Below are 19,179 nucleotides of genomic sequence, written 5' to 3'. Positions count from 1 at the left end.
GAGCCGCTGCCGTTGGAGTCCCCGAAAGCACGCACGAGGACCTCGTAGAACACGGCGGTCTTGAACCACTCGGGGTCGTGCTTGAGCCCCGGCTGGGACAGGTTGAGACCCTGCATCGACTCAGTACCTCCGGATCGCGATGACGTGGACGGGCTCGCTCGCCGGGCCCAGCCTGACGTAGTTGTGCTCGCCCCAGTGCCACGACTGGTCGGTGATGAGGTCGTGGGCCCCGAAGTGCTCGTGGTAGTCGAACCCGAGGGCCGGCATGTCGAGGTGCACCGTCGACTCGCGCGTGCTGTGCGGGTCGAGGTTCGCGACGACGATGACGATGTCCTCGCTGCCGTCGGGGAGGGTCCGCCGCTTGGAGAACGCCATGATGTTGGCGTCGTCGACGTGGTGGAAGACGAGGTTGCGCAGCCGGTGCAGGGCAGGGTGGTCGCGGCGGATCTGGTTGAGCTTCGTGAGATACCCGGCCAGCGACTGGCCCTCCCTGGGCCCGCCCGGCTCGTAGTCCGCCCAGCGCCGGTCCTTGAACTGGTACTTCTCGTTGTCGATCTGTTCCTCCGCGCCCGGCCGGGCGACGTGCTCGACGAGCTCGTAGCCCGCGTAGATGCCGTAGGTCGGCACCAGCATCGCGGCGAGAGCCGCCCGCAGCTTCCAGGCGGTCGGCCCCCCGAACTGCATGTAGGGGGTGAGGATGTCGTGGGTGGTCGGCCAGAACGACGGCCGCATGTAGGCCGCGGCGTCGCCGGCGAGCTCACGGCAGTACTCCTCGAGCTCCCACTTCTGGTTGCGCCACGCGTAGTAGGTGTACGACTGCTGGAAGCCGACCCTGGCGAGGGTGTGCATCATCGCCGGCTTGGTGAAGGCCTCGGAGAGCCAGATGACCTCGGGGTGGTTCTCGGCGACGTCGGCGATGATCCACTGCCAGAACTCGACCGGCTTGGTGTGGGGGTTGTCGACCCGGAAGATCTTGACGCCGTGGTCGATCCACACCTGGATCACCCGGCGCATCTCGGCGTAGGCGCCCTGCGGGTCGTTGTCGAAGTTCAGGGGGTAGATGTCCTGGTACTTCTTGGGCGGGTTCTCGGCGTAGGCGATCGTGCCGTCGGCCCGGGTCGTGAACCACTCGGGGTGCTCGGTGACGTAGGGGTGGTCCGGTGAGCACTGCAGCGCGATGTCCATCGCCACCTCGAGCCCGAGCCGCTCCGCCTCGGCCACGAAGGCGTCGAAGTCCTCGAAGGTGCCGAGATTCGGGTCGATCGCGTCGTGCCCGCCGTCGGGGGAGCCGATCGCGTACGGGCTGCCCGGGTCCTCGGGGCCGGCGTGGAGCGTGTTGTTCGGGCCCTTGCGCGCGGTGGTCCCGATCGGGTGGATCGGCGTGAGGTAGACGACGTCGAAACCCATCCGGGCGATCGCCGGGAGCCGCTTCTGCGCCGTGCGGAACGTGCCGGTCGTCCAGCGCCCGGTGACCGGGTCCTGCACCGCGCCCTCGGAGCGCGGGAAGATCTCGTACCACGCGCCGTACAGGGCGCGCTCCCGCTCGACGAGCAGGGGGTGCTCGGCGGTCGGGCTGACGTAGTCGCGCAACGGCCGGGCGTGCAGCTCGGCGCGCACGTGCGGGTCGGTGCCCGCGTGCAGCCGGGCCTGGGCGGGGCGTCGGGAGTCCCGCAGGCCGGTCACGGCGTCCTGCAGCGGCTTGGCCTGCGCGGGGGTGCGGGTGACCTCGTCGAGGGCCCGCTCGAGCACGCGCGCCCCCTCCTCGAGCATGAGCTCGGTGTCGACGTCGGCGCTGACCTTGATCGTGGCGTCGTGCTCCCAGGTGCCGTACGGGTCGGACCACCCCTCCACCCGGTAGGACCACCAGCCGGCGGCGTCGGCGGCGACCTCGGCGACCCAGCTGTTGAGCCCCTCGTTGACGCACCGCATCGGCACCACCAGCTCCCGGCCCACGGGGTCGGTCAGGACGACCGTCGCGTTCACGGCGTCGTGGCCCTCGCGGAAGACGGTCGCCGTCACGGTGAACTCCTCGTCGACCACGGACTTGGCCGGCCGGCGGCCGCCGTCGACGAGCGGCCGCACGTCCTGCACGGGGATGCGGCCGATCGGGTGCTGGGGTGGGGCGGTGGTCGGGGCCTTCTTGCCCGAGGGCCTCGCGCCGGTGCTGCTCGCGTCCGGCGAAGCGGGTGTGGTTGCAGGGGGAGTCGCAGTCACGCGCCCGACGCTACTCGGTTTGCCGCTGAATGCACGTCTCCGCCGGTCAGTGGACCCCTCGCTGAAATGTCTCTGAAAGTCTTGCAAGAATCCGGCAAGGCAGGCCCTATGATGGCGCCTCGTGAAGGCCATTCGACGCTTCAGTGTCCGCACCGTTCTGCCCGAGCCCATCGCCGCCCTCGGCGATCTGGCCAGCAACCTCCGCTGGTCGTGGCACGCGCCGACCCGGGACCTCTTCGAACAGATCGACCCCCAGCGCTGGGCCAAGGTCCGCAACGACCCGGTCCGCCTGCTCTCGGCGCTCTCCCCGCAGGAGCTCGCCGACCTCGCGGCGAACCCGGAGTTCGTGTCGAGGGTCGCGACCGCCAAGGACGACCTCGACACCTACCTGACCGCCCCGCGCTGGTACCAGGCCTGGGCCGAGCAGGTCGAGGGCGGTGCGCCGCGCGCGATCGCCTACTTCAGCCCGGAGTTCGGCATCACCGAGGTGCTCCCGCAGTACTCCGGCGGTCTCGGCATCCTCGCCGGCGACCACCTGAAGACCGCCTCCGACCTCGGCGTCCCGATCGTCGGCGTCGGCCTGTTCTACAAGACGGGCTACTTCAAGCAGAGCCTCAACCGCGACGGCTGGCAGCAGGAGACCTACCCGGTCCTCGACCCCGACGGCCTGCCCATCTTCCTGCTCCGCGAGGCTGACGGGACCCCCAGCGTGGTCACCCTGGACCTGCCCGGGGGCCGGGAGCTGCACGCCCACGTCTGGCGCGCCCAGATCGGCCGCGTGCCGCTGCTGCTGCTCGACTCCGACGTCCCCGAGAACGACGAGGCCGCCCGCAACGTCACGAACCGCCTCTACGGCGGCGGCGGGGAGCAGCGCCTGCAGCAGGAGATGCTGCTCGGCATGGGCGGTGTCCGGGCGCTGCGCCTGTGGTCCCGCCTGACCGGTGCGCCGGCCCCGGACGTCTACCACACCAACGAGGGCCACGCCGGCTTCCTCGGTGTCGAGCGCATCCACGAGCTGACCACCGGGCAGGGACTGCCCTTCGCCGCAGCGCTCGAGGCGGTGCGCGCCGCCACCGTCTTCACGACCCACACCCCGGTCCCCGCCGGCATCGACCGCTTCACCACCGAGCTCGTCGAGCTGCACTTCGGCGGCGAGCAGGCCGTCGACGGCGTGCCCGTCGACCGGCTGCTCGAGCTTGGCGCCGAGGACTACCCCGGCGGCGAGGCGGGCATCTTCAACATGGCCGTGATGGGCCTGCGGCTGGCGCAGCGGGCCAACGGCGTCTCCCAGCTCCACGGCGTGGTCAGCCGCGGCATGTTCGACGGGCTGTGGCCGGGCTTCGACGACAACGAGGTGCCGATCACCAGCATCACCAACGGCGTCCACGCCGGCACCTGGGTGGACCCCCGCGTCTACGAGCTGGCCGACAAGTACCTCGGCACCACCGACGTCGAGCGCGAGAACGCCTGGGAGCGCATCAACGAGGTCCCCCGGGACGCCATCTGGTCCACCAAGCGCGACCTGCGCGAGCAGCTCGTCGTCGAGGCCCGCCGCCGGATGCGCTCGTCGTGGAAGAAGCGCGGCGCGAGCCCGGCCGAGCTCGGCTGGGTCGACGACGTCCTCGACCCGGACGTCCTGACCATCGGCTTCGCCAGGCGGGTGCCGACGTACAAGAGGCTCACCCTGATGCTGCGCGACCCGCAGCGCCTCAAGCGCCTCCTGCTCGACCCGAAGCGGCCGATCCAGCTGGTCATCGCCGGCAAGTCGCACCCCGCGGACGAGACCGGCAAGCAGCTCATCCAGCAGATGGTGCGCTTCGCCGACGACCCCGAGATCCGTCACCGCATCGTGTTCCTCCCGAACTACGACATCGCGATGGCGCAGTACCTCTACCCGGGCTGCGACGTCTGGCTGAACAACCCGCTGCGCCCGTTCGAGGCGTGCGGCACCTCGGGCATGAAGGCCGCGCTCAACGGCGGCCTCAACCTGTCGATCCTCGACGGCTGGTGGGACGAGTGGTTCGACGGTGAGAACGGCTGGGCCATCCCGACGGCCGACGGTGTCGAGGACCCCAACCGCCGTGACGACCTCGAGGCCGCCGCGCTCTACGACCTGATCGAGAACTCCGTGGCGCCCCGGTTCTACGACCGTGACGCGGAGGGCATCCCGCAGAACTGGGTCTCGATGATCACGCACACCCTCTCGACCCTCGGGCCGAAGGTGCTCGCGAGCCGCATGGTGCGCGACTACACCACCACCCTGTACGGGCCCGCGGCCCGCGCCGGCTGGGCGCTCAACGGCTCGACGTTCGACGGGGCCCGCGAGCTCGCGGCCTACAAGGCCCGCGTCAGGGCCGCCTGGGACGGCGTCGTGGTCGACCACGTCGAGTCCTCGGGGGTCTCGGACTCCCCGCAGGTCGGTGAGACCCTGCACGTCCGCGCCTACGTCTCCCTCGGCGAGCTCAGCCCCGACGACGTGGACGTCCAGGTCGTGCACGGCCTCGCCCACGACTCCGACGACCTCAGCGACGTCGAGAGCGAGTCGCTGGACTTCGTCGAGTCCTACGAGGGCGGCCGCCACCAGTTCGCCGGCGACTTCGCCCTGGCCCGCACCGGCTCGTTCGGGTACACCGTGCGGATCCTGCCCCGGCACGCCGGGCTGGCCAGCCCGAGCGAGCTGGGTCTGGTCGCCAACGCCTGACGCCACCACGGGGCAGCCCCTGTCGGAGGCCGCCGGATCCCGCCCGCGGGACCGGCGGCCTCTGCCATGCTCGGGTCATGGGGGAGACGCAGGAGGTCCCTGAGCGTCCGAACGGCGCGCGGGGGTGGGCCCGGGTGCGCCGGACGTATGCCGTGTCGCTGGCCGTCGTCGCCGGCTACGCGGCACTCGTGGCCGGTCTGGTCGGCCTCGGGCAGCTCACCCGGTGGGACTGGGCCCACCCGTTGCTGGTGGTCGTCTACGCGCTGACCGTGCTGCCGTTCGTGGCCATGTGGGCCCTGGGGTACGTCGGCCTGCACCACGGCGTGGGCGTCGGTCCGCTGCTGGTGGGGCTGGGGCTGTGGGCGGTGCTGTGGTTCGGCCTGGACAGCGGCCCCCTGCTGCTGGTGGCTGCCCTCGCGCTGTTCCCGGGCGTGGCGGCGCTGGTCACCCACCCGAGGCGTCGGGCTCAGGTGGCGTCGGCAGCCCGGTAGACCTGCATACTGGCCGCGGTCACCGGGACCACTCCGGGGTGCACGGGGCCGGCGGGGGCTCCCGGCCGGTCCTGGGCGCTGTCCCAGACCAGCTCGTAGGCCGCGAGGCCGGGGACCTCGGGCAGGCGCACCTTGCCCTCCGCGGCGCCGCCGTGCATGACGATGAGCAGCGACCGGTGCCCGATCCAGGCGCCGTTGAGCAGCATCTGCAGGGTGCGGGTGGAGCCGTCCTCCCAGCTGGCGGAGTCCATCGGCTCGCCGTCGGCGTCGAACCACGCCAGGTCGGTCGAGCCGTCCTCGTGGACCTCGCGCCCGGTGAAGAACGTCCGCTGCCTCAGGGCCGGGTACTCACGGCGCAGCCGGCTCAGGAAGCGCGTGGTCTCGAGCAGGTCCTGCTGCCAGTCGGCGAGGTCCCAGCCGAGCCAGGAGATCTCGTTGTCCTGGCAGTAGGCGTTGTTGTTGCCGCCCTGCGTGCGGCCGAGCTCGTCACCGGAGTTCAGCATCGGCACGCCGGTGGCCAGCAGGGTGGTCGCGAGCAGGTTGCGCATGGAGCGCCGGCGAGCAGGCTCGAGCGACTCGTCCGGGCCCTCGGTGCCGTGGTTCCAGGAGCGGTTGTCGCCGTGCCCGTCGCGGTTGCGCTCGCCGTTCGCCTCGTTGTGCTTGTGGTTGTACCGGGTCAGGTCGGCCAGGGTGAAGCCGTCGTGCGACGCCACGAAGTTCACCGAGGCCAGGGGGCCGCGGTCCCGGGCGCCGAAGAGGTCCTGCGAACCCGCCATGCGCGTGGCGAGCTCCTGCACCCCGTGGGCGGGGACCCGCGTCCGGTCCGCGGCGACGTCCTGGAGCCAGAACGCCCGCGCGGTGTCGCGGAACCGGTCGTTCCACTCGGCGAACGGCGGCGGGAACTGGCCCGTGCGCCAGCCGTGGATCCCGACGTCCCATGGCTCCGCGATGAGCTTGACCCTGGTCAGCACCGGGTCGGTCCGCAGGGCGACGAGGAAGGGGTGGTCCGGGTCGTAGTCGTCGTTCTTCCCGCGGCCGAGTGCCACGGCGAGGTCGAAGCGGAACCCGTCGACGTGGCACTCCTGCACCCAGTACCGCAGGGAGTCCAGGACCATCCGGCAGACCATCGCGTGCCGCAGGTCGAGGGTGTTGCCGCAGCCGGTGACGTCGACGTCGTGCCCGCGGCCGTCCAGCCGGTAGTACGCGCGGTTGTCGAGCCCGCGCCACGACAGGCTGGCGCCGGTGCGCGACTGCTCGGCGGTGTGGTTGTAGACGACGTCGAGGATGACCTCGATGCCCTCTGCGTGGAGCAGCTTGACCATGCCCTTGAACTCGTCGAGCGCACCCTGCGGGTCGCGGGCCGCGGCATACGGGGCGTGTGGCGCGAAGAAGCCCAGCGTGTTGTAGCCCCAGTGGTTGCTCAGCCCCCGCCTGACCAGCTCGGGCTCGGAGGTGAACGCGTGGACCGGCAGCAGCTCGACGGCGGTGACGCCGAGCTCCTTGAGGTGACGGATGACCGAGGGGTGGCACAGGCCGGCATACGTGCCGCGCAGGTGCTCGGGCACCTCAGGGTGCAGCCGGGTCAGGCTGCGGACGTGCGCCTCGTAGAGCACGGTGTCGGAGAGGGAGTGGTTCGGGCGGGTGTCGCCGTCCCAGTCGAAGCGGTCGTCGACGACGACGCTGCGCGGCACGAACGCAGCGCTGTCGTCGGGGCCGATGATCTGGTCGTCGCCGGCCAGTGCCCGGTCGACCCGGTGGGCGAACACCGGGGGCAGCCACACGACGTCGCCCTCGACGGCCCGGGCGTAGGGGTCGAGGAGCAGCTTGGCCGGGTTGTAGCGCAGGCCCTCGGACGGCCGCCACACCCCGTCGGCGCGCAGGCCGTAGCGCTGGCCCGGGCCGACTCCGTCGAGGAAGCCGAACCAGATGCCGTGCGTGCGCTGGGTCAGGGGCACCCGGCGCTCGGTCGTGCCGTCGAAGTCGCCCTCCTCGAACAGGCAGACGTCCACCGCCGTGGCGTGGCCGGCGTAGACGGCGAACTCGGCTCCGCCCTCGGTGAGGGTCATCCCGAGCGCCGGGGGGAGGTCGCGCACGGGGCGCGGGGCGTGCGACATGGGGTCAGCCTAGGCAGAATCATGCGGGTACGGTTGGCACCATGACCGATCCCACCTCGCTGCCGAACTTCCCGCCGCCGCCGGACGAGCACCCTCTGCGCGGCCGGGTCCTGGACGTCCTCATCGACCAGGGCCTGAACCCGGACATCGACTCCGATGGCGACGTGGCCTTCACCGTCCAGGACCAGCGCCTCTTCGTGCGCTGCACCGAGGGCGACTTCCAGATCATGCGCGTCTTCGGCCAGTGGGCGATCAGCGACGCCGTGCCCGCGGACCCGCTGCTTCGCCTGCAGACCTGCAACGACGTCACCCTCCAGCTCAACATCGTCAAGACCGGGATCGCCAACGGCACCCTCGTCGTCACCGGTGAGCACGTCGTCGGCCCGGAGACCAACCTCAGCGCGCTCGTCGCGGTGACCACCCAGCTGGTCCTCGCGGGGGTCCAGATGTGGCACGAGCGCATCCTCGGTGGTGGCGAGGACGGCGGCCCGGCCGCCGGCCAGCCGGCCCCCGAGGGCGACCCCGCATGAGCGGCCCGCTCGCGGTCGAGGTCGAGGGGGGCATCGCCACCCTGCGCCTGCAGCGGCCGCCGATGAACGCCCTCAACGTCGAGCTCCAGGAGGCGCTGCGTGCCGCGGCCGAGGAGGTCTCGGAGCGGCGTGACGTCGCGGCGGTGGTCATCTACGGGGGCGAGAAGGTGTTCGCCGCCGGCGCGGACATCAAGGAGATGGAGCACATGTCCTACACGGACATGGTCGCCCGCTCCCGGCGCCTTCAGTCGGCCTTCACTGCGATCGCCCGCATCCCCAAGCCGACGGTGGCCGCGATCACCGGCTACGCGCTCGGCGGCGGGTGCGAGCTCGCGATGACCTGCGACTTCCGCGTGGCCGCCAGGAACGCCAAGCTCGGCCAGCCCGAGATCCTCCTCGGCGTCATCCCGGGCGCGGGCGGCACCCAGCGCCTGACCCGGCTCGTCGGGCCCGCCAAGGCCAAGGACCTCGTGTTCTCCGGCCGGTTCGTGCCCGCCGACGAGGCGCTCGCGATCGGCCTGGTCGACGAGGTCGTCGACCAGGAGCACGGCGAGGACGTGTATGCCGCGGCGCGGGCCCGCGTCGAGCGGTACGTCGGAGGCCCGGCCTTCGCCCTGCGGGCGGCCAAGGAGGCCATCGACCGCGGGCTCGAGGTCGACCTCGACACCGGCCTCGAGATCGAGAGCATGCAGTTCGCCTCGCTGTTCGCCACCAAGGACCGCGAGATCGGGATGCGGTCGTTCGTGGAGAACGGGCCCGGCAAGGCTGTCTTCGAGGGCGCATGACCATGGCCCGTGGCAAGGGGCCGGCCCGCCCCGCGCCCGCTGCACCTGCTCCGGTGGCGGCGGCGAGCGCCGAGGACGTGGCGCGCGCCTACGACGACAACAAGCTCGCGCAGGTGCTGTACCACGACTGGGAGGCGCAGACCTACGACCACAAGTGGTCGATCTCCTTCGACCAGAGGTGCATCGACTACGCCCGCGACCGCTTCGTGGCGATCACCGGGCAGCCGGAGCCCTGGCCCTACGGGTCCGCGCTCGAGCTCGGCGCCGGCACCGGGTTCTTCTCGCTCAACCTCAAGCAGGCCGGCGTGCTCGACGAGGTGCACGTCACCGACCTCTCACCGGGGATGGTCGAGGCGGCCATGGCCAATGCGGAGAGGCTCGGCTTCACGGTCGAGGGCAGGGTGGCCGATGCCGAGCGGATCCCCTACGACGACGACACCTTCGACGTCGTGGTCGGGCACGCGGTGATCCACCACGTCCCGGACGTCGAGGCTGCCTTCCGCGAGGTGCTGCGCGTGCTCAAGCCCGGCGGGCGGTTCGTCATCGCGGGCGAGCCGACGACGATCGGCCACTGGTACGCGCGCCGCCTCGGCCGGCTGACCTGGAAGGCGACGACCGCTGTCACGCACCTGCCACCACTGCGTGAGGCGTGGGCCAGGGACCGCGAGGAGCTCGACGAGTCCTCCCGGGCCGCGGCCCTCGAGGCCGTCGTCGACCTGCACACCTTCGACCCCGGGGACCTCGCCCGCACGGCACTGCGGGCCGGCGCGGTCGACGTGCAGACGAAGACCGAGGAGCTCACCGCTGCCCTGTTCGGCTGGCCCGTGCGCACGTTCGAGGCGGCGGTCCGGCCCGGCGCCCTCGGGTGGGGCTGGGCCATGTTCGCCTACGGCTCCTGGCGTCGGCTCTCCGTCCTCGACCGGGTCCTGTCCCGCGCCGTCCCGGACCGCTTCTTCTACAACGTCGGCATCACCGGCGTGAAGCCGGGCTGAATGTCGGACGCGGTCAGCGCGGACGCCTCGCCGCGCGACTACGGGGAGCCGGGCGAGGGCGCACTCCGCCTGCCGCGGCCGCTGCAGTGGGTGCGCTGGCTGGGCTGGGCGCTCACGCACCGCGCCTACACCCGCCACCACCTCGCGAGCTACGTGCGCATGGCGCGGGCCAGCCTGCGGTGCCCGTCGCTGCGCTTCGAGGGGCCGGTGTTCATCGGCCCGGACGTGCGCTTCGAGGTGCGAGAGGGCTACTCACGCATCGTCGTGGGCGCCTACACGCACTTCGGCGCCCACGCCCGGATCCGCGCGCACGAGGGGACCCTGCGCATCGGGTCGAAGTCCGTCGTCGGCATCCGCAACACCATCAACTGCTGGCTGGACATCGACATCGGCCGCGCCTGCCTCTTCGGCGACGACGTGTACGTCTGCGACTTCGACCACAAGACCGAGTCGCTGGTACTGCCGATCAAGGACCAGGGGATCGTGAAGTCGCCGGTGCGGATCGGCGATGACGTCTGGCTCGGCACCAAGGTCGTCGTCACCCGTGGGACGGACGTGGGGGCACAGTCCGTCGTCGCCGCCTCGGCAGTGGCGCGTGGCGTCTACCCGCCCCGCTCGGTCGTCGCCGGCATCCCGGGACGTGTCGTCAGGACGCGGGAGTGAGCCGGGCGTCGAGGCCGGGGAAGCTGAGGTCGGTCCGGGCCTGACGGGCGGCCTCCTCGAGCGCCGCGTGGCGGCGGCCGTCCTCGATGAGCTGCGCGAGCCCGTGGAAGTCGCGCCGGTGCCGCTCGGCTCGCCGCCACGCGTAGTCGACGGACTGCCCTCGGGTGACGAGGAAGGCCCAGTCGCTGGAGAGGGCGTTGAACAGCGTCCGCAGCAGCTGGTCGAGGTCCGGTCGCCGCAGCCGCAGGCGACCGGCGTCGCGCTCGCGGCGCACGAGGTCGAGCCAGCGGCGCTGCAGCCACTCGTTCTCGTGGGCGATCTGGCGCACGGCCGGCCCGTTCCACACCGAGAAGTCCTTGCCCGCGCCCCAGGAGCCGTTGCCGAGCTCGATGTCCCCGGCGACGTGCCCGTCGGCGATCGCACGCTGGAGCGTGGCCACCTCGACGCCGGCGACGCGCAGCGCCCGCAGCGCGCGGCCCAGGAAGAGCGGCCCCTCGTGCCACCAGTGCCCGAACAGCTCGGTGTCGTAGGCCGCCACGACCAGGCCGGGGGCCCCGGTCTGGTCGTGGACGCACTGCAGCCGCCGCCTCACGGCGTCGACGAAGTGCGCGACGTCCCGGTCGACCTGTGCCCGGGCCGCGTCCGGGTCGTAGCCGCCCTTGTGGTCGATCCCCGCGTCGGGGTGGGTGATCGACCACAGGTGGATGCCCGTGTACTCCTCCCGCGCGTGGAAGTCGCGGTACGGGCCTGCCGCCGGGTAGCCGCTGCGCGAGGACCAGATCAGGTTGGTGACCTCCAGGTCGCGCGGGACCGCCACGACCCCGGTGCCGGCGACGCGCCAGGCCGCGTGCGGGTGCCCGCCGGCGTCCCGCACGGTCTGCTCGTCGACGACGAAGTGGCTCACCCCGGCGTGGGCGAAGGTCGCGGCCAGGGCGGGGGAGTAGCCGCACTCGGGCGACCAGATGCCGCGCGGCCGCCGCCCCAGCCGGGACTGCGCGTCGGCCAGGCCGGACTCCAGGGCCAGCGCCGCCACCTCCGGCAGGAGCAGCGGGAGGAACGGGTGCGTCGCGGGGCCGCCGATCAGCTCGACGACGCCGGCGTCGCTGAGGGAGCGCAGCACCGGGGAGGCGCCGCCCGCCCACCGGCTCGCGAGCAGCTCGCGGGAGCGGGCCGCCGCCGCGTACTCGTACGCCGCGATCGCGCGGTGGTGCGGGTCGGGCTGCGCGCCCATCTCGCGGGCCCGCATCTCCCACAGGCCCGCCCACGTCGAGGCATCGGCGACCATCCGCGGATGGTCCAGCTGGGCCGCCAGCACGGGCGTGACGCCGAGCGTCAGCACCTCGCGGTGGCCCTCGGCGGCCAGCGCGTCGAGCTCCGCCACGAGGGGCACGTACGACTCGACCCAGGCCTGGTGCAGCCACTCCTCGCCGAGTGGCCACACGCCATGGCCCGGCAGCCAGGGGAGGTGGGAGTGCAGGACGAGGCAGAACGCGCCGGGGACGGCAGAAGTCACGAGGACCCAGTCTGCCGCACCGTCAGCCGGGTGGGTCGACCAGCCGGGCCAGCCTCCGCGGGGCCAGCAGCAGGTAGCTCTCGGTCAGCAGCTCGGCCACCTCGGCCCAGTCGACGTCGGGCTCGAGCGCGAGGCCGACGACCTGCGGGTTCCACCGCGGCTTGTAGAACGGGTACCCGGTCTTCACCAGCGCCTCGAGCTCCTCACCGGAGGAGCGGAACGTCAGCGCGTCGACGGCGTGCGGCACGGGAGCGGCCCGGCTGAACACCGACCCGTCGGCGGGGTCGACCCGGGCGAGATGGGCGAACGTGCGCCGGCGGATGCGCCACCGCACCCCGCGCCACGCGTCCTCCTCATGGGCCTCCGGCAGCGCGAGGCAGATGGCGCCGACGCGGGCGACGGTCGCGGGGGAGAGGTCCGGGGTGGGCGGCTCGGCCACGGCACCGAGCGTAGGCGTCCCCACCGACAGCGGTCGTCGCCTGCCTCCTGGAGGCGGTCACCCGGGGAGGTGGGCCACCACCACGAGGTCGAGGCAGTCGTCGGCGGCCGGGCCGAGCTCGAAGTCGTCGGCCCGCACCGCCTCCACCACGCGGGCCAGGGTGGGCGCCCAGTGCTCCGGGGTCGCCGCCTGCTGGGCCGCCACGACCGAGCCGTGCGCGGCCTCCCAGGCCCGCAGCCGCGGGCCGTGCCCGACCCCGAGCAGGGGCGAGACGTGCAGGCCCGGCGCCCAGCGCGCCAGCTCGGCAGCGAGCTCCTCGGCGTCGTACTCCCGGCAGTGGTAGGCGTTGGCGGGCTGCTCGCGGCGCCCGAGGCCGGGGGAGAAGGTCAGTCGGTTGGGGGTCGAGATCACCAGCGTCCCGCCGGGCGCCAGCACCCGCACCAGCTCGCGCACCATCTCGTCCGGGGTCCAGATGTGCTCGAGCACCTGCAGCGAGACGACGAGGTCGACGCCGGCGGCGGGCAGCGGGAGCGCGGTCAGCGCGCCCCGCAGGTAGGCCACGCGCCCACCACCGTGCGCCCGTCGCGCGTGTGCCGCGGCGTCCGCGTCGTAGTCGACGCCGAGGACCAGGCACCCCGCGAGGGCGTGGGCGAGCCCGGCGGCGCCGTATCCCTCGCCGCTGCCGGCGTCGAGCACCCACGACGGCGGTCCGGCCACCCAGCCGGGCACGGCGGCATACACGGCCTCGTGTCGTCGGAACCAGTAGTTCTCGTGCCCGATGCCCGGCGAGGTGCGCTCGCCGGTGAGCGCCAACGGCGTGACGGCCCGGTGTGGTGTGGCCACGGTCACCTCCTTCGGCCCCTGTGGGCGTGATGCTACGCACGCTCCACGCGGCGCGTGTTGAGCGTCACGCGGGCGCGACATGTCGAAACGCGGGAGCCCCTGTAAGGATGGTCGGCGACCCGAGCACCACCCGTTCATCCACCACATGGAAGAGGACGATCACGCATGAACATCGTCGTCTGCGTCAAGTACGTGCCGGACGCACAGTCCGACCGCACGTTCAACGAGTCCGACAGCACCACCGACCGGGTGGGCGTTGACGGCCTGCTCTCCGAGCTCGACGAGTACGCCATCGAGGAGGCGTTGAAGATCGTCGAGGCCGGCGAGGGCGAGGTCACCGTGCTGACCGTCGGCCCCGACCAGGCTGCCGCCGCCGTCAAGAAGGCCCTTCAGATGGGCGCCGACAAGGGCGTGCACGTCAACGACGAGGCGATCCACGGCTCCGACTCCGTCGCGACCTCGCTCGTGCTGGCCGAGGCGGTCAGGAAGATCGGTGACGCCGACCTCGTGCTCACCGGCATGGCCTCCACCGACGGGACCATGAGCGTCGTCCCCGCCATGCTGGCCGAGCGACTCGGCCTGCCGCAGGTGACCTTCGCCTCCGAGCTGACCGTCGACGGCGGCGCCGGTGGCACGGTCACCATCCGCCGCGACGGCGACGCCGCCTCCGAGACCATCCAGGCCTCGCTGCCGGCGCTCGTCTCCGTGACCGACCAGATCAACGAGCCGCGCTACCCGTCCTTCAAGGGGATCATGGCGGCCAAGAAGAAGCCGGTCGAGACGTGGAGCCTCGCCGACCTCGGCATCGACGCCTCGCAGGTCGGCCTCGACGCCGCCTGGACGAAGGTCGAGTCCTTCACCAAGCGACCCCCGCGCGAGCAGGGCCAGATCGTCACGGACGAGGGCGACGGCGGCTCCAAGCTGGCCGAGTTCCTGTCCGCGCAGAAGTTCGTCTGAGACCGACCAGAGACAACAGGAGAGGTACAACACATGTCTGAGGTTCTTGTTCTGGTCGACCACGCGGGCGGGACGGTCCGCAAGACCACCTCCGAGCTGCTGACGATCGCGCGCCGCCTCGGCGAGCCGTCCGCGGTGTTCGTCGGTGCGGGCTTCGAGGCCGCCAAGGAGACCCTGGCGAGGTACGGCGCGGAGAAGGTGTACCGCGTCGAGTCCGCCGACGTCACCGACTACCTGGTCGCGCCGCAGGCCGAGATGCTCGCCCAGCTCGTGGAGAAGACCTCCCCGGCTGCGGTGCTCATCCCGTCCAACGCCGCTGGCAAGGAGATCGCCGCCCGGCTGGCCATCAAGACCGAGTCGGGCCTGATCACCGACGCCGTCGACGTGCAGGCCGGCGAGGGCGGCGGCGTCTCCACGACGCAGTCGGTCTTCGCGGGGTCCTACTCCGTGAAGGCGACCGTCACCAAGGGGACGCCCATCGTCACGGTCAAGCCGAACTCGGCGGCTCCCGAGGAGGCGCAGGGTGCTGCTGCCGACGAGGTGTTCGAGGTGACCGTCTCCGACGCGGCGAAGACCGCGCGCATCACCGAGTCCAAGCCCAAGGAGGCCACCGGCCGCCCCGAGCTCACCGAGGCAGCCATCGTGGTCTCCGGCGGCCGCGGCACCGGCGGCGACTTCTCCAAGGTGGAGGAGTTCGCCGACTCCCTCGGCGCCGCCGTGGGCGCGTCGCGCGCCGCGGTCGACGCGGGCTGGTACCCGCACACCAGCCAGGTCGGCCAGACCGGCAAGCAGGTGTCGCCCCAGCTCTACGTCGCGTGCGGCATCTCCGGCGCCATCCAGCACCGCGCCGGCATGCAGACCTCGAAGACCATCGTCGCCATCAACAAGGACGAGGAGGCGCCGATCTTCGAGCTCGTCGACTTCGGCGTCGTCGGCGACCTCTTCGCGGTGCTCCCGCAGGCCACCGAGGCCGTGAAGGCCGCACGAGGCTGATGGCGGCGCCCTGATCGGGGCGTGCCGAGTCCAGCGCTCCTGACGCAACGAGCCCCCCTGTGCCGCCCCGCGGCGCACGGGGGCTCGTGCGTTGCCGGGGGCTTGTCGCCCGCAGTGCGTTGCCGTAGAGTAACCGTTGCCCATGAGTAACCAAACAGATCCAGACGCTGTCTTCGACGCGATCGGCGACCCGATGCGACGCCGGGTCCTCGAGGTCCTGCGGGCGGGCGAGCTGCCCGTGGGAGAGCTCGCCGCGCGCCTGCCCATCGGCCGGCCCGCGGTGAGCAAGCACCTCCGGGTCCTGCAGGGAGCGGGCCTCGTCCGGCACCGCAGCGAGGGCACGCGCAACCTGTATGCCGTGGCGCCGGAGGGCATCGCGGAGGCGCAGCGCTGGCTCGTGGGCCTGTGGGACGAGGCGCTCGGCGCCTTCGCCGCCCACGTCGAGTCAGGCATCCAGGACCAGGACGAGCCGTCCGAGGGCTCGCACGAGTAGGAGGACCGAGATGGAGACGATCGCACCGATCCGCAGGGAGGTCCTGGTGGCCGTCCCGCCCGAGCGCGCCTTCGACCTCTTCACCGGGTCCATGGGCCGGTGGTGGCCGATGGCGACCCACAGCGTCTACGGCGCCGGCGCGACCGTGGCGTTCGAGCAGGGCCGGCTCGTCGAGCGGCTCGGCGACCAGAGCGCCGAGTGGGGTGTCGTGCTGGCATGGGAGCCGCCGCACCTGCTGCGGATGACCTGGCACCCGGGGAACCCGGTGGAGGAGTCGACCGACCTCACGGTGCGGTTCCTGCCGCACGACCGGGGCACGCGGGTCGAGCTCGTGCACGCCGGGTGGGAACGACACGCGCTCGGGGAGCAGGCGGCCCGGAACTACGGCGACGGGTGGCCCATCGTCCTGGGCGAGTTCGCCGGGGTCGCGAACACGGCCTAGCTCCGAGGCGCTCAACCCGACCCGTCCGGCCCGCTCACCGGCGGACGACGACGGGGGTCGGTGCCTACAGGATGAGCGAGATCACCGGCGCGTTCGCCGCGCTGGCGATGCCCAGCACGAGCACGGGGTAGGCCACCGCCGGCAACCTGACCCGCAGGTGGCTGGCCACCAGCCCCACCACCACCGCTCCCAGTGCGAGCGGACCGACGTAGGTCAGCCCGGCATACGGCGCCCTCCCCACGACCAACAGGCCGATGCTGACGGCGACCCACAGCGCCGCGGCGCTGACGAGGGCGTGCCGCCAGGCATGGATGTTGGGACGGGATGACGCCGACACCGGCTGGATCGCCATGAGAACCCCCTCGGGAACGAGTCCGCCGCTTCGAGGGTAGACCCGCCACGACCCGCCCGCCCGGCTTGGGACGGGGACACGCGGGTGGTGTCGGTCCGGGGCCGGACGGGCGGCCCCGGACCACACGGTCCGGGGCCGCCCGCGCGCCGCCTGCGGGCCGCTGCCCTGGCGGCCGACGGTGCCTACGGCGCGATCGCCCGGGCCGCGGCGACGACGTCGACCAGGCCGTGGCCCTTGTCGAACGAGGTCGTGCCGTTCTGGTCCCCGCCCTCGTAGGGAGCGCCGTCGGCGAACTTGTAGGCCGTCGACTCGATGGCCGCCTCGACCTGGGCGGGCGTCGCAGCGGGGTTCGCCTGGAAGAGCTGCGCGACGATGCCGGAGATGTGCGGCGTGGCCATCGAGGTGCCGCTGATGGTGTTGTAGTCGCCGCCCTCCTGCGGGTCGAGACCCGTGGTGCAGATCGGCATGGTGACCCGGCACGAGGAGGTGATGTCCTCACCCGGTGCCGAGATGTCGGGGTAGGTCGACAGGTGGCCCGCCTTGCCGCGGGAGGAGAAGTCGGACACGACGCCGTCGCGGGTGCCGGTGTTCTGGTCGAAGTAGGACGCCACGCTGATGATGCCGGGGGTCGGGTCCATGCCGGGCGGGTTGGACATGCTCTCGGAGCCGTCGCCGCCGTCGTTGCCGTTGGCCCAGACCGTGACCACGCCCTCCTTGACCAGCTCACGCTGCAGCTTGACCGTGGCCGAGTTGGGGTCGAACTCACCGCCACCGCTCGGGCCGTAGGAGTTGGAGGTCACCTTGATGGGCGGGCACTGCGCGGCCGGGACACCGTCACCACAGGGTGCGTCGTGGTTCTCGAGCACCCAGTTGAGGGCTGCGTCCGCGCCGACGATGAAGAGCACCGCGCCGGTGCTGAGGCTGACGAGGTTCGCGCCGGGCGCGGCGCCGTGCATCCGCGTCCCGTCGGAGAGCGTGACGTCACGGCCGGCCACGGTGCCGTTGACGTGCATGCCGTGGCCGCCCGCAGCGGTGGTGTCGGTGTCGAGGGGGCCGACGTCCTGGACGCTGCAGAGCGCCTCGAGCAGCGGGTCGCAGAGGACCTTCATGTTCTTGACCACCGCCGAGCTCCCGTCGGCGTTCGCGAGGAAGGGGTGGGAGGGGTCGACCCCGGAGTCGATGACCGCGACCGACACCCCCTTGCCGTCGAGGGCGGTGCCGTCGGCGCCGGTCAGGGTGTTGCGGGCCTCGTCGCCGCGCGTGGCCCTGTTGGAGGTCGCCATGGAGAGCTCGATCGGCTGGTTGCCCTCGACGTAGGTGACGCCCGGCTCGCTGCGCACCCTCTCGACCTGCGCGGGCAGGCCGGTCGCGACCACCACACCGATGCGGTCGAAGGTCGTGTTGACGGTGAGGCCCGCGGCGCGGACCGCCTTCTTCGCAGCCACGAGGTCGGTTCCGTGGACGAGCACTGTCGTCGGCGTCGCAGCGGCCAGGGCTCCGAGCCGGGAGGCCAGCCACGGCTGGACCGGTGCGGGGTCGGAGCCGCCGGGGAGCAGGCTCGCGGAGGCGGGGGCCGCCAGGGCCAGGGCGGCCAGGCCGGCAGCGGCGACTGCGGCCCGGCTTCTCGTCAGTGTGCGCATGGTTGCCTTCCTGGAGGGGCCGGCGCCTGTGCCGGTCACTACCCGGGCAACGAGGAGCCGCGGCGCGGGTTACGCGGCCGCAGGTCAGGACCTGGTCAGGACTCGCGCCACCGGTGCCGCCCGGCGCCCCACGTAGACTTCTCCGGTGACCGCCTACCTCGACCACGCCGCCACCACGCCGATGCTCCCGTCGGCGATCGCGGCCATGGCCGAGCAGATGGCGGTGACCGGCAACGCGTCGTCCCTGCACACCGCCGGGCGCGCGGCCCGCCGCGTGGTCGAGGAGTCGCGAGAGCGACTGGCCAGGGCCATCGGGGCCCGGCCGTCCGAGGTCGTCTTCACCTCCGGCGGCACGGAGTCGGACAACCTCGCGGTCAAGGGCGCCTTCGCGGCCCGCCGAGAGCAGGACCCCGCCCGGCACCGCCTCGTCGTCAGCGGGATCGAGCACCACGCGGTCCTGGACTGCGTGGAGCACCTGGTCGCCCACGAGGGTGCGAAGGTGACCTGGGTCGAGCCCGACGCGGACGGCCTCGTCAGCCCGCCCGCCGTGCGTGCCGCCATCGAGGAGGACCCCGACTCCGTCGCGCTGGTGAGCGTCATGTGGGCCAACAACGAGGTCGGCACGGTCCAGCCGATCCGCGAGATCGCCGCGGTGGCGCACGAGTTCGACATCCCGGTGCACAGCGACGCCGTCCAGGCGCTCGCGCACGTCCCGCTCGACTTCGCCGACAGCGACCTCGACCTGATGACCATCACCGCGCACAAGGCCGGGGGGCCCCTGGGCGTGGGAGCCCTCGTCGTCAAGCGGTCGATGCAGGTCGCCGCGCTCACCCACGGCGGCGGCCAGGAGCGCCAGATCCGCAGCGGCACCCTCGACGCGCCCGCCATCCGCGGCTTCGCCGTGGCCGGCGAGGAGGCCGTCGCCGGTCGCGCCGCGGAGTCCGAGCGCGTGCTGCGGCTGCGTGACCGGCTCGTCACCTCGGCCGTCGCACTGGACTACGGCATCACGGTGACCGG

Annotated in this window: 18 protein-coding genes; 11 read left to right on the top strand and 7 right to left on the bottom strand. The window is 72.4% G+C overall.

The genetic code is table 11. From position 1 onward, the window contains the following. Nucleotides 1–120: 120 nt before the first annotated feature. Nucleotides 121–2,214, bottom strand: a complete 2,094-nt coding sequence (locus VIB11_RS10070; RefSeq protein ID WP_332030844.1) for an alpha-1,4-glucan--maltose-1-phosphate maltosyltransferase — start codon at nucleotides 2,212–2,214, stop codon at nucleotides 121–123. 121 nt (nucleotides 2,215–2,335) lie between these two features. On the opposite strand from VIB11_RS10070, the gene glgP reads away from it, so the two are divergent. Further along, nucleotides 2,336–4,915 carry an alpha-glucan family phosphorylase gene (glgP, locus tag VIB11_RS10065; protein WP_332030842.1) on the top strand — a complete coding sequence of 860 codons (2,580 nt, stop codon included), beginning with the start codon at nucleotides 2,336–2,338 and terminating at the stop codon, nucleotides 4,913–4,915. A gap of 77 nt (nucleotides 4,916–4,992) precedes the next feature. Continuing rightward, complete coding sequence (locus VIB11_RS10060) at nucleotides 4,993–5,406, top strand: hypothetical protein (RefSeq protein WP_332030840.1); 414 nt, start codon at nucleotides 4,993–4,995, stop codon at nucleotides 5,404–5,406. Here VIB11_RS10060 and glgX read toward each other — a convergent pair. Then, nucleotides 5,382–7,520 carry a glycogen debranching protein GlgX gene (gene glgX / locus VIB11_RS10055; RefSeq protein WP_332030838.1) on the bottom strand — a complete coding sequence of 713 codons (2,139 nt, stop codon included), beginning with the start codon at nucleotides 7,518–7,520 and terminating at the stop codon, nucleotides 5,382–5,384. The two genes, VIB11_RS10060 and glgX, sit on opposite strands and share 25 nt — an antisense overlap. A gap of 41 nt (nucleotides 7,521–7,561) precedes the next feature. On the opposite strand from glgX, the gene VIB11_RS10050 reads away from it, so the two are divergent. From VIB11_RS10050 to VIB11_RS10035, 4 genes are read left to right on the top strand one after another with little or no spacing between them, the layout of a single operon-like run. Further along, nucleotides 7,562–8,050, top strand: a complete 489-nt coding sequence (locus tag VIB11_RS10050) for a hypothetical protein (protein WP_332030836.1) — start codon at nucleotides 7,562–7,564, stop codon at nucleotides 8,048–8,050. Next, the gene (locus tag VIB11_RS10045) at nucleotides 8,047–8,835 is read left to right on the top strand and encodes an enoyl-CoA hydratase/isomerase family protein (RefSeq protein ID WP_332030834.1); all 789 of its coding nucleotides are present in this window, start codon (nucleotides 8,047–8,049) and stop codon (nucleotides 8,833–8,835) included. Before VIB11_RS10050 ends, VIB11_RS10045 begins: the two co-directional genes overlap by 4 nt. Further along, nucleotides 8,832–9,827: a class I SAM-dependent methyltransferase gene (locus VIB11_RS10040; protein WP_332030832.1), complete on the top strand. Its 996-nt coding sequence runs from the start codon at nucleotides 8,832–8,834 to the stop codon at nucleotides 9,825–9,827. Before VIB11_RS10045 ends, VIB11_RS10040 begins: the two co-directional genes overlap by 4 nt. Continuing rightward, nucleotides 9,828–10,490: an acyltransferase gene (locus tag VIB11_RS10035; RefSeq protein ID WP_332030830.1), complete on the top strand. Its 663-nt coding sequence runs from the start codon at nucleotides 9,828–9,830 to the stop codon at nucleotides 10,488–10,490. On the opposite strand, the gene VIB11_RS10030 is transcribed toward VIB11_RS10035, so the two are convergent. Genes VIB11_RS10030 through VIB11_RS10020 form a run of 3 tightly spaced genes read right to left on the bottom strand, consistent with a single transcriptional unit; the run spans nucleotide 10,474 to nucleotide 13,285 of the window. Further along, nucleotides 10,474–12,003 carry a 1,4-alpha-glucan branching protein domain-containing protein gene (locus VIB11_RS10030; RefSeq protein ID WP_332030828.1) on the bottom strand — a complete coding sequence of 510 codons (1,530 nt, stop codon included), beginning with the start codon at nucleotides 12,001–12,003 and terminating at the stop codon, nucleotides 10,474–10,476. The genes VIB11_RS10035 and VIB11_RS10030 overlap by 17 nt on opposite strands. Before the next feature lie 22 nt (nucleotides 12,004–12,025). Continuing rightward, nucleotides 12,026–12,442: an MmcQ/YjbR family DNA-binding protein gene (locus VIB11_RS10025; protein WP_332030827.1), complete on the bottom strand. Its 417-nt coding sequence runs from the start codon at nucleotides 12,440–12,442 to the stop codon at nucleotides 12,026–12,028. Between the two features lie 57 nt (nucleotides 12,443–12,499). Then, the gene (locus VIB11_RS10020) at nucleotides 12,500–13,285 is read right to left on the bottom strand and encodes a class I SAM-dependent methyltransferase (RefSeq protein WP_332030825.1); all 786 of its coding nucleotides are present in this window, start codon (nucleotides 13,283–13,285) and stop codon (nucleotides 12,500–12,502) included. A gap of 165 nt (nucleotides 13,286–13,450) precedes the next feature. Between VIB11_RS10020 and VIB11_RS10015 the strand changes: the two genes are divergently transcribed. The 4 genes from VIB11_RS10015 (at nucleotide 13,451) to VIB11_RS10000 (ending at nucleotide 16,170) form a co-directional block, all read left to right on the top strand. After that, nucleotides 13,451–14,242: an electron transfer flavoprotein subunit beta/FixA family protein gene (locus VIB11_RS10015; protein WP_332030824.1), complete on the top strand. Its 792-nt coding sequence runs from the start codon at nucleotides 13,451–13,453 to the stop codon at nucleotides 14,240–14,242. Between the two features lie 33 nt (nucleotides 14,243–14,275). Beyond that, on the top strand, nucleotides 14,276–15,235 hold the full coding sequence (locus VIB11_RS10010) for an electron transfer flavoprotein subunit alpha/FixB family protein (protein ID WP_332030822.1): 960 nt from the start codon (nucleotides 14,276–14,278) through the stop codon (nucleotides 15,233–15,235). A 142-nt stretch (nucleotides 15,236–15,377) separates the two neighbouring features. Next, entirely contained in the window at nucleotides 15,378–15,728 is a 351-nt protein-coding gene (locus VIB11_RS10005) for a metalloregulator ArsR/SmtB family transcription factor (RefSeq protein ID WP_332030820.1), read from the top strand. A 10-nt stretch (nucleotides 15,729–15,738) separates the two neighbouring features. Continuing rightward, a complete protein-coding gene (locus tag VIB11_RS10000; RefSeq protein ID WP_332030818.1) occupies nucleotides 15,739–16,170 on the top strand; it encodes an SRPBCC domain-containing protein in 432 nt (143 codons plus the stop codon). Between the two features lie 64 nt (nucleotides 16,171–16,234). On the opposite strand, the gene VIB11_RS09995 is transcribed toward VIB11_RS10000, so the two are convergent. Then, the gene (locus tag VIB11_RS09995; protein ID WP_332030816.1) at nucleotides 16,235–16,522 is read right to left on the bottom strand and encodes a hypothetical protein; all 288 of its coding nucleotides are present in this window, start codon (nucleotides 16,520–16,522) and stop codon (nucleotides 16,235–16,237) included. Between the two features lie 182 nt (nucleotides 16,523–16,704). Then, the gene (locus VIB11_RS09990) at nucleotides 16,705–18,162 is read right to left on the bottom strand and encodes a S8 family peptidase (RefSeq protein WP_332030814.1); all 1,458 of its coding nucleotides are present in this window, start codon (nucleotides 18,160–18,162) and stop codon (nucleotides 16,705–16,707) included. Between the two features lie 145 nt (nucleotides 18,163–18,307). On the opposite strand from VIB11_RS09990, the gene VIB11_RS09985 reads away from it, so the two are divergent. Beyond that, nucleotides 18,308–19,179: cysteine desulfurase family protein (locus tag VIB11_RS09985; protein ID WP_332030813.1), on the top strand; the 872-nt coding region annotated here is incomplete at its 3' end.

The sequence above is a fragment of the Pedococcus sp. genome (assembly GCF_036554925.1).
In the GTDB taxonomy this organism is placed as follows: domain Bacteria; phylum Actinomycetota; class Actinomycetes; order Actinomycetales; family Dermatophilaceae; genus Pedococcus_A.
Note: the sequence above shows the minus strand (reverse complement) of the source record. Positions and strands in the feature narration are given on the sequence as shown.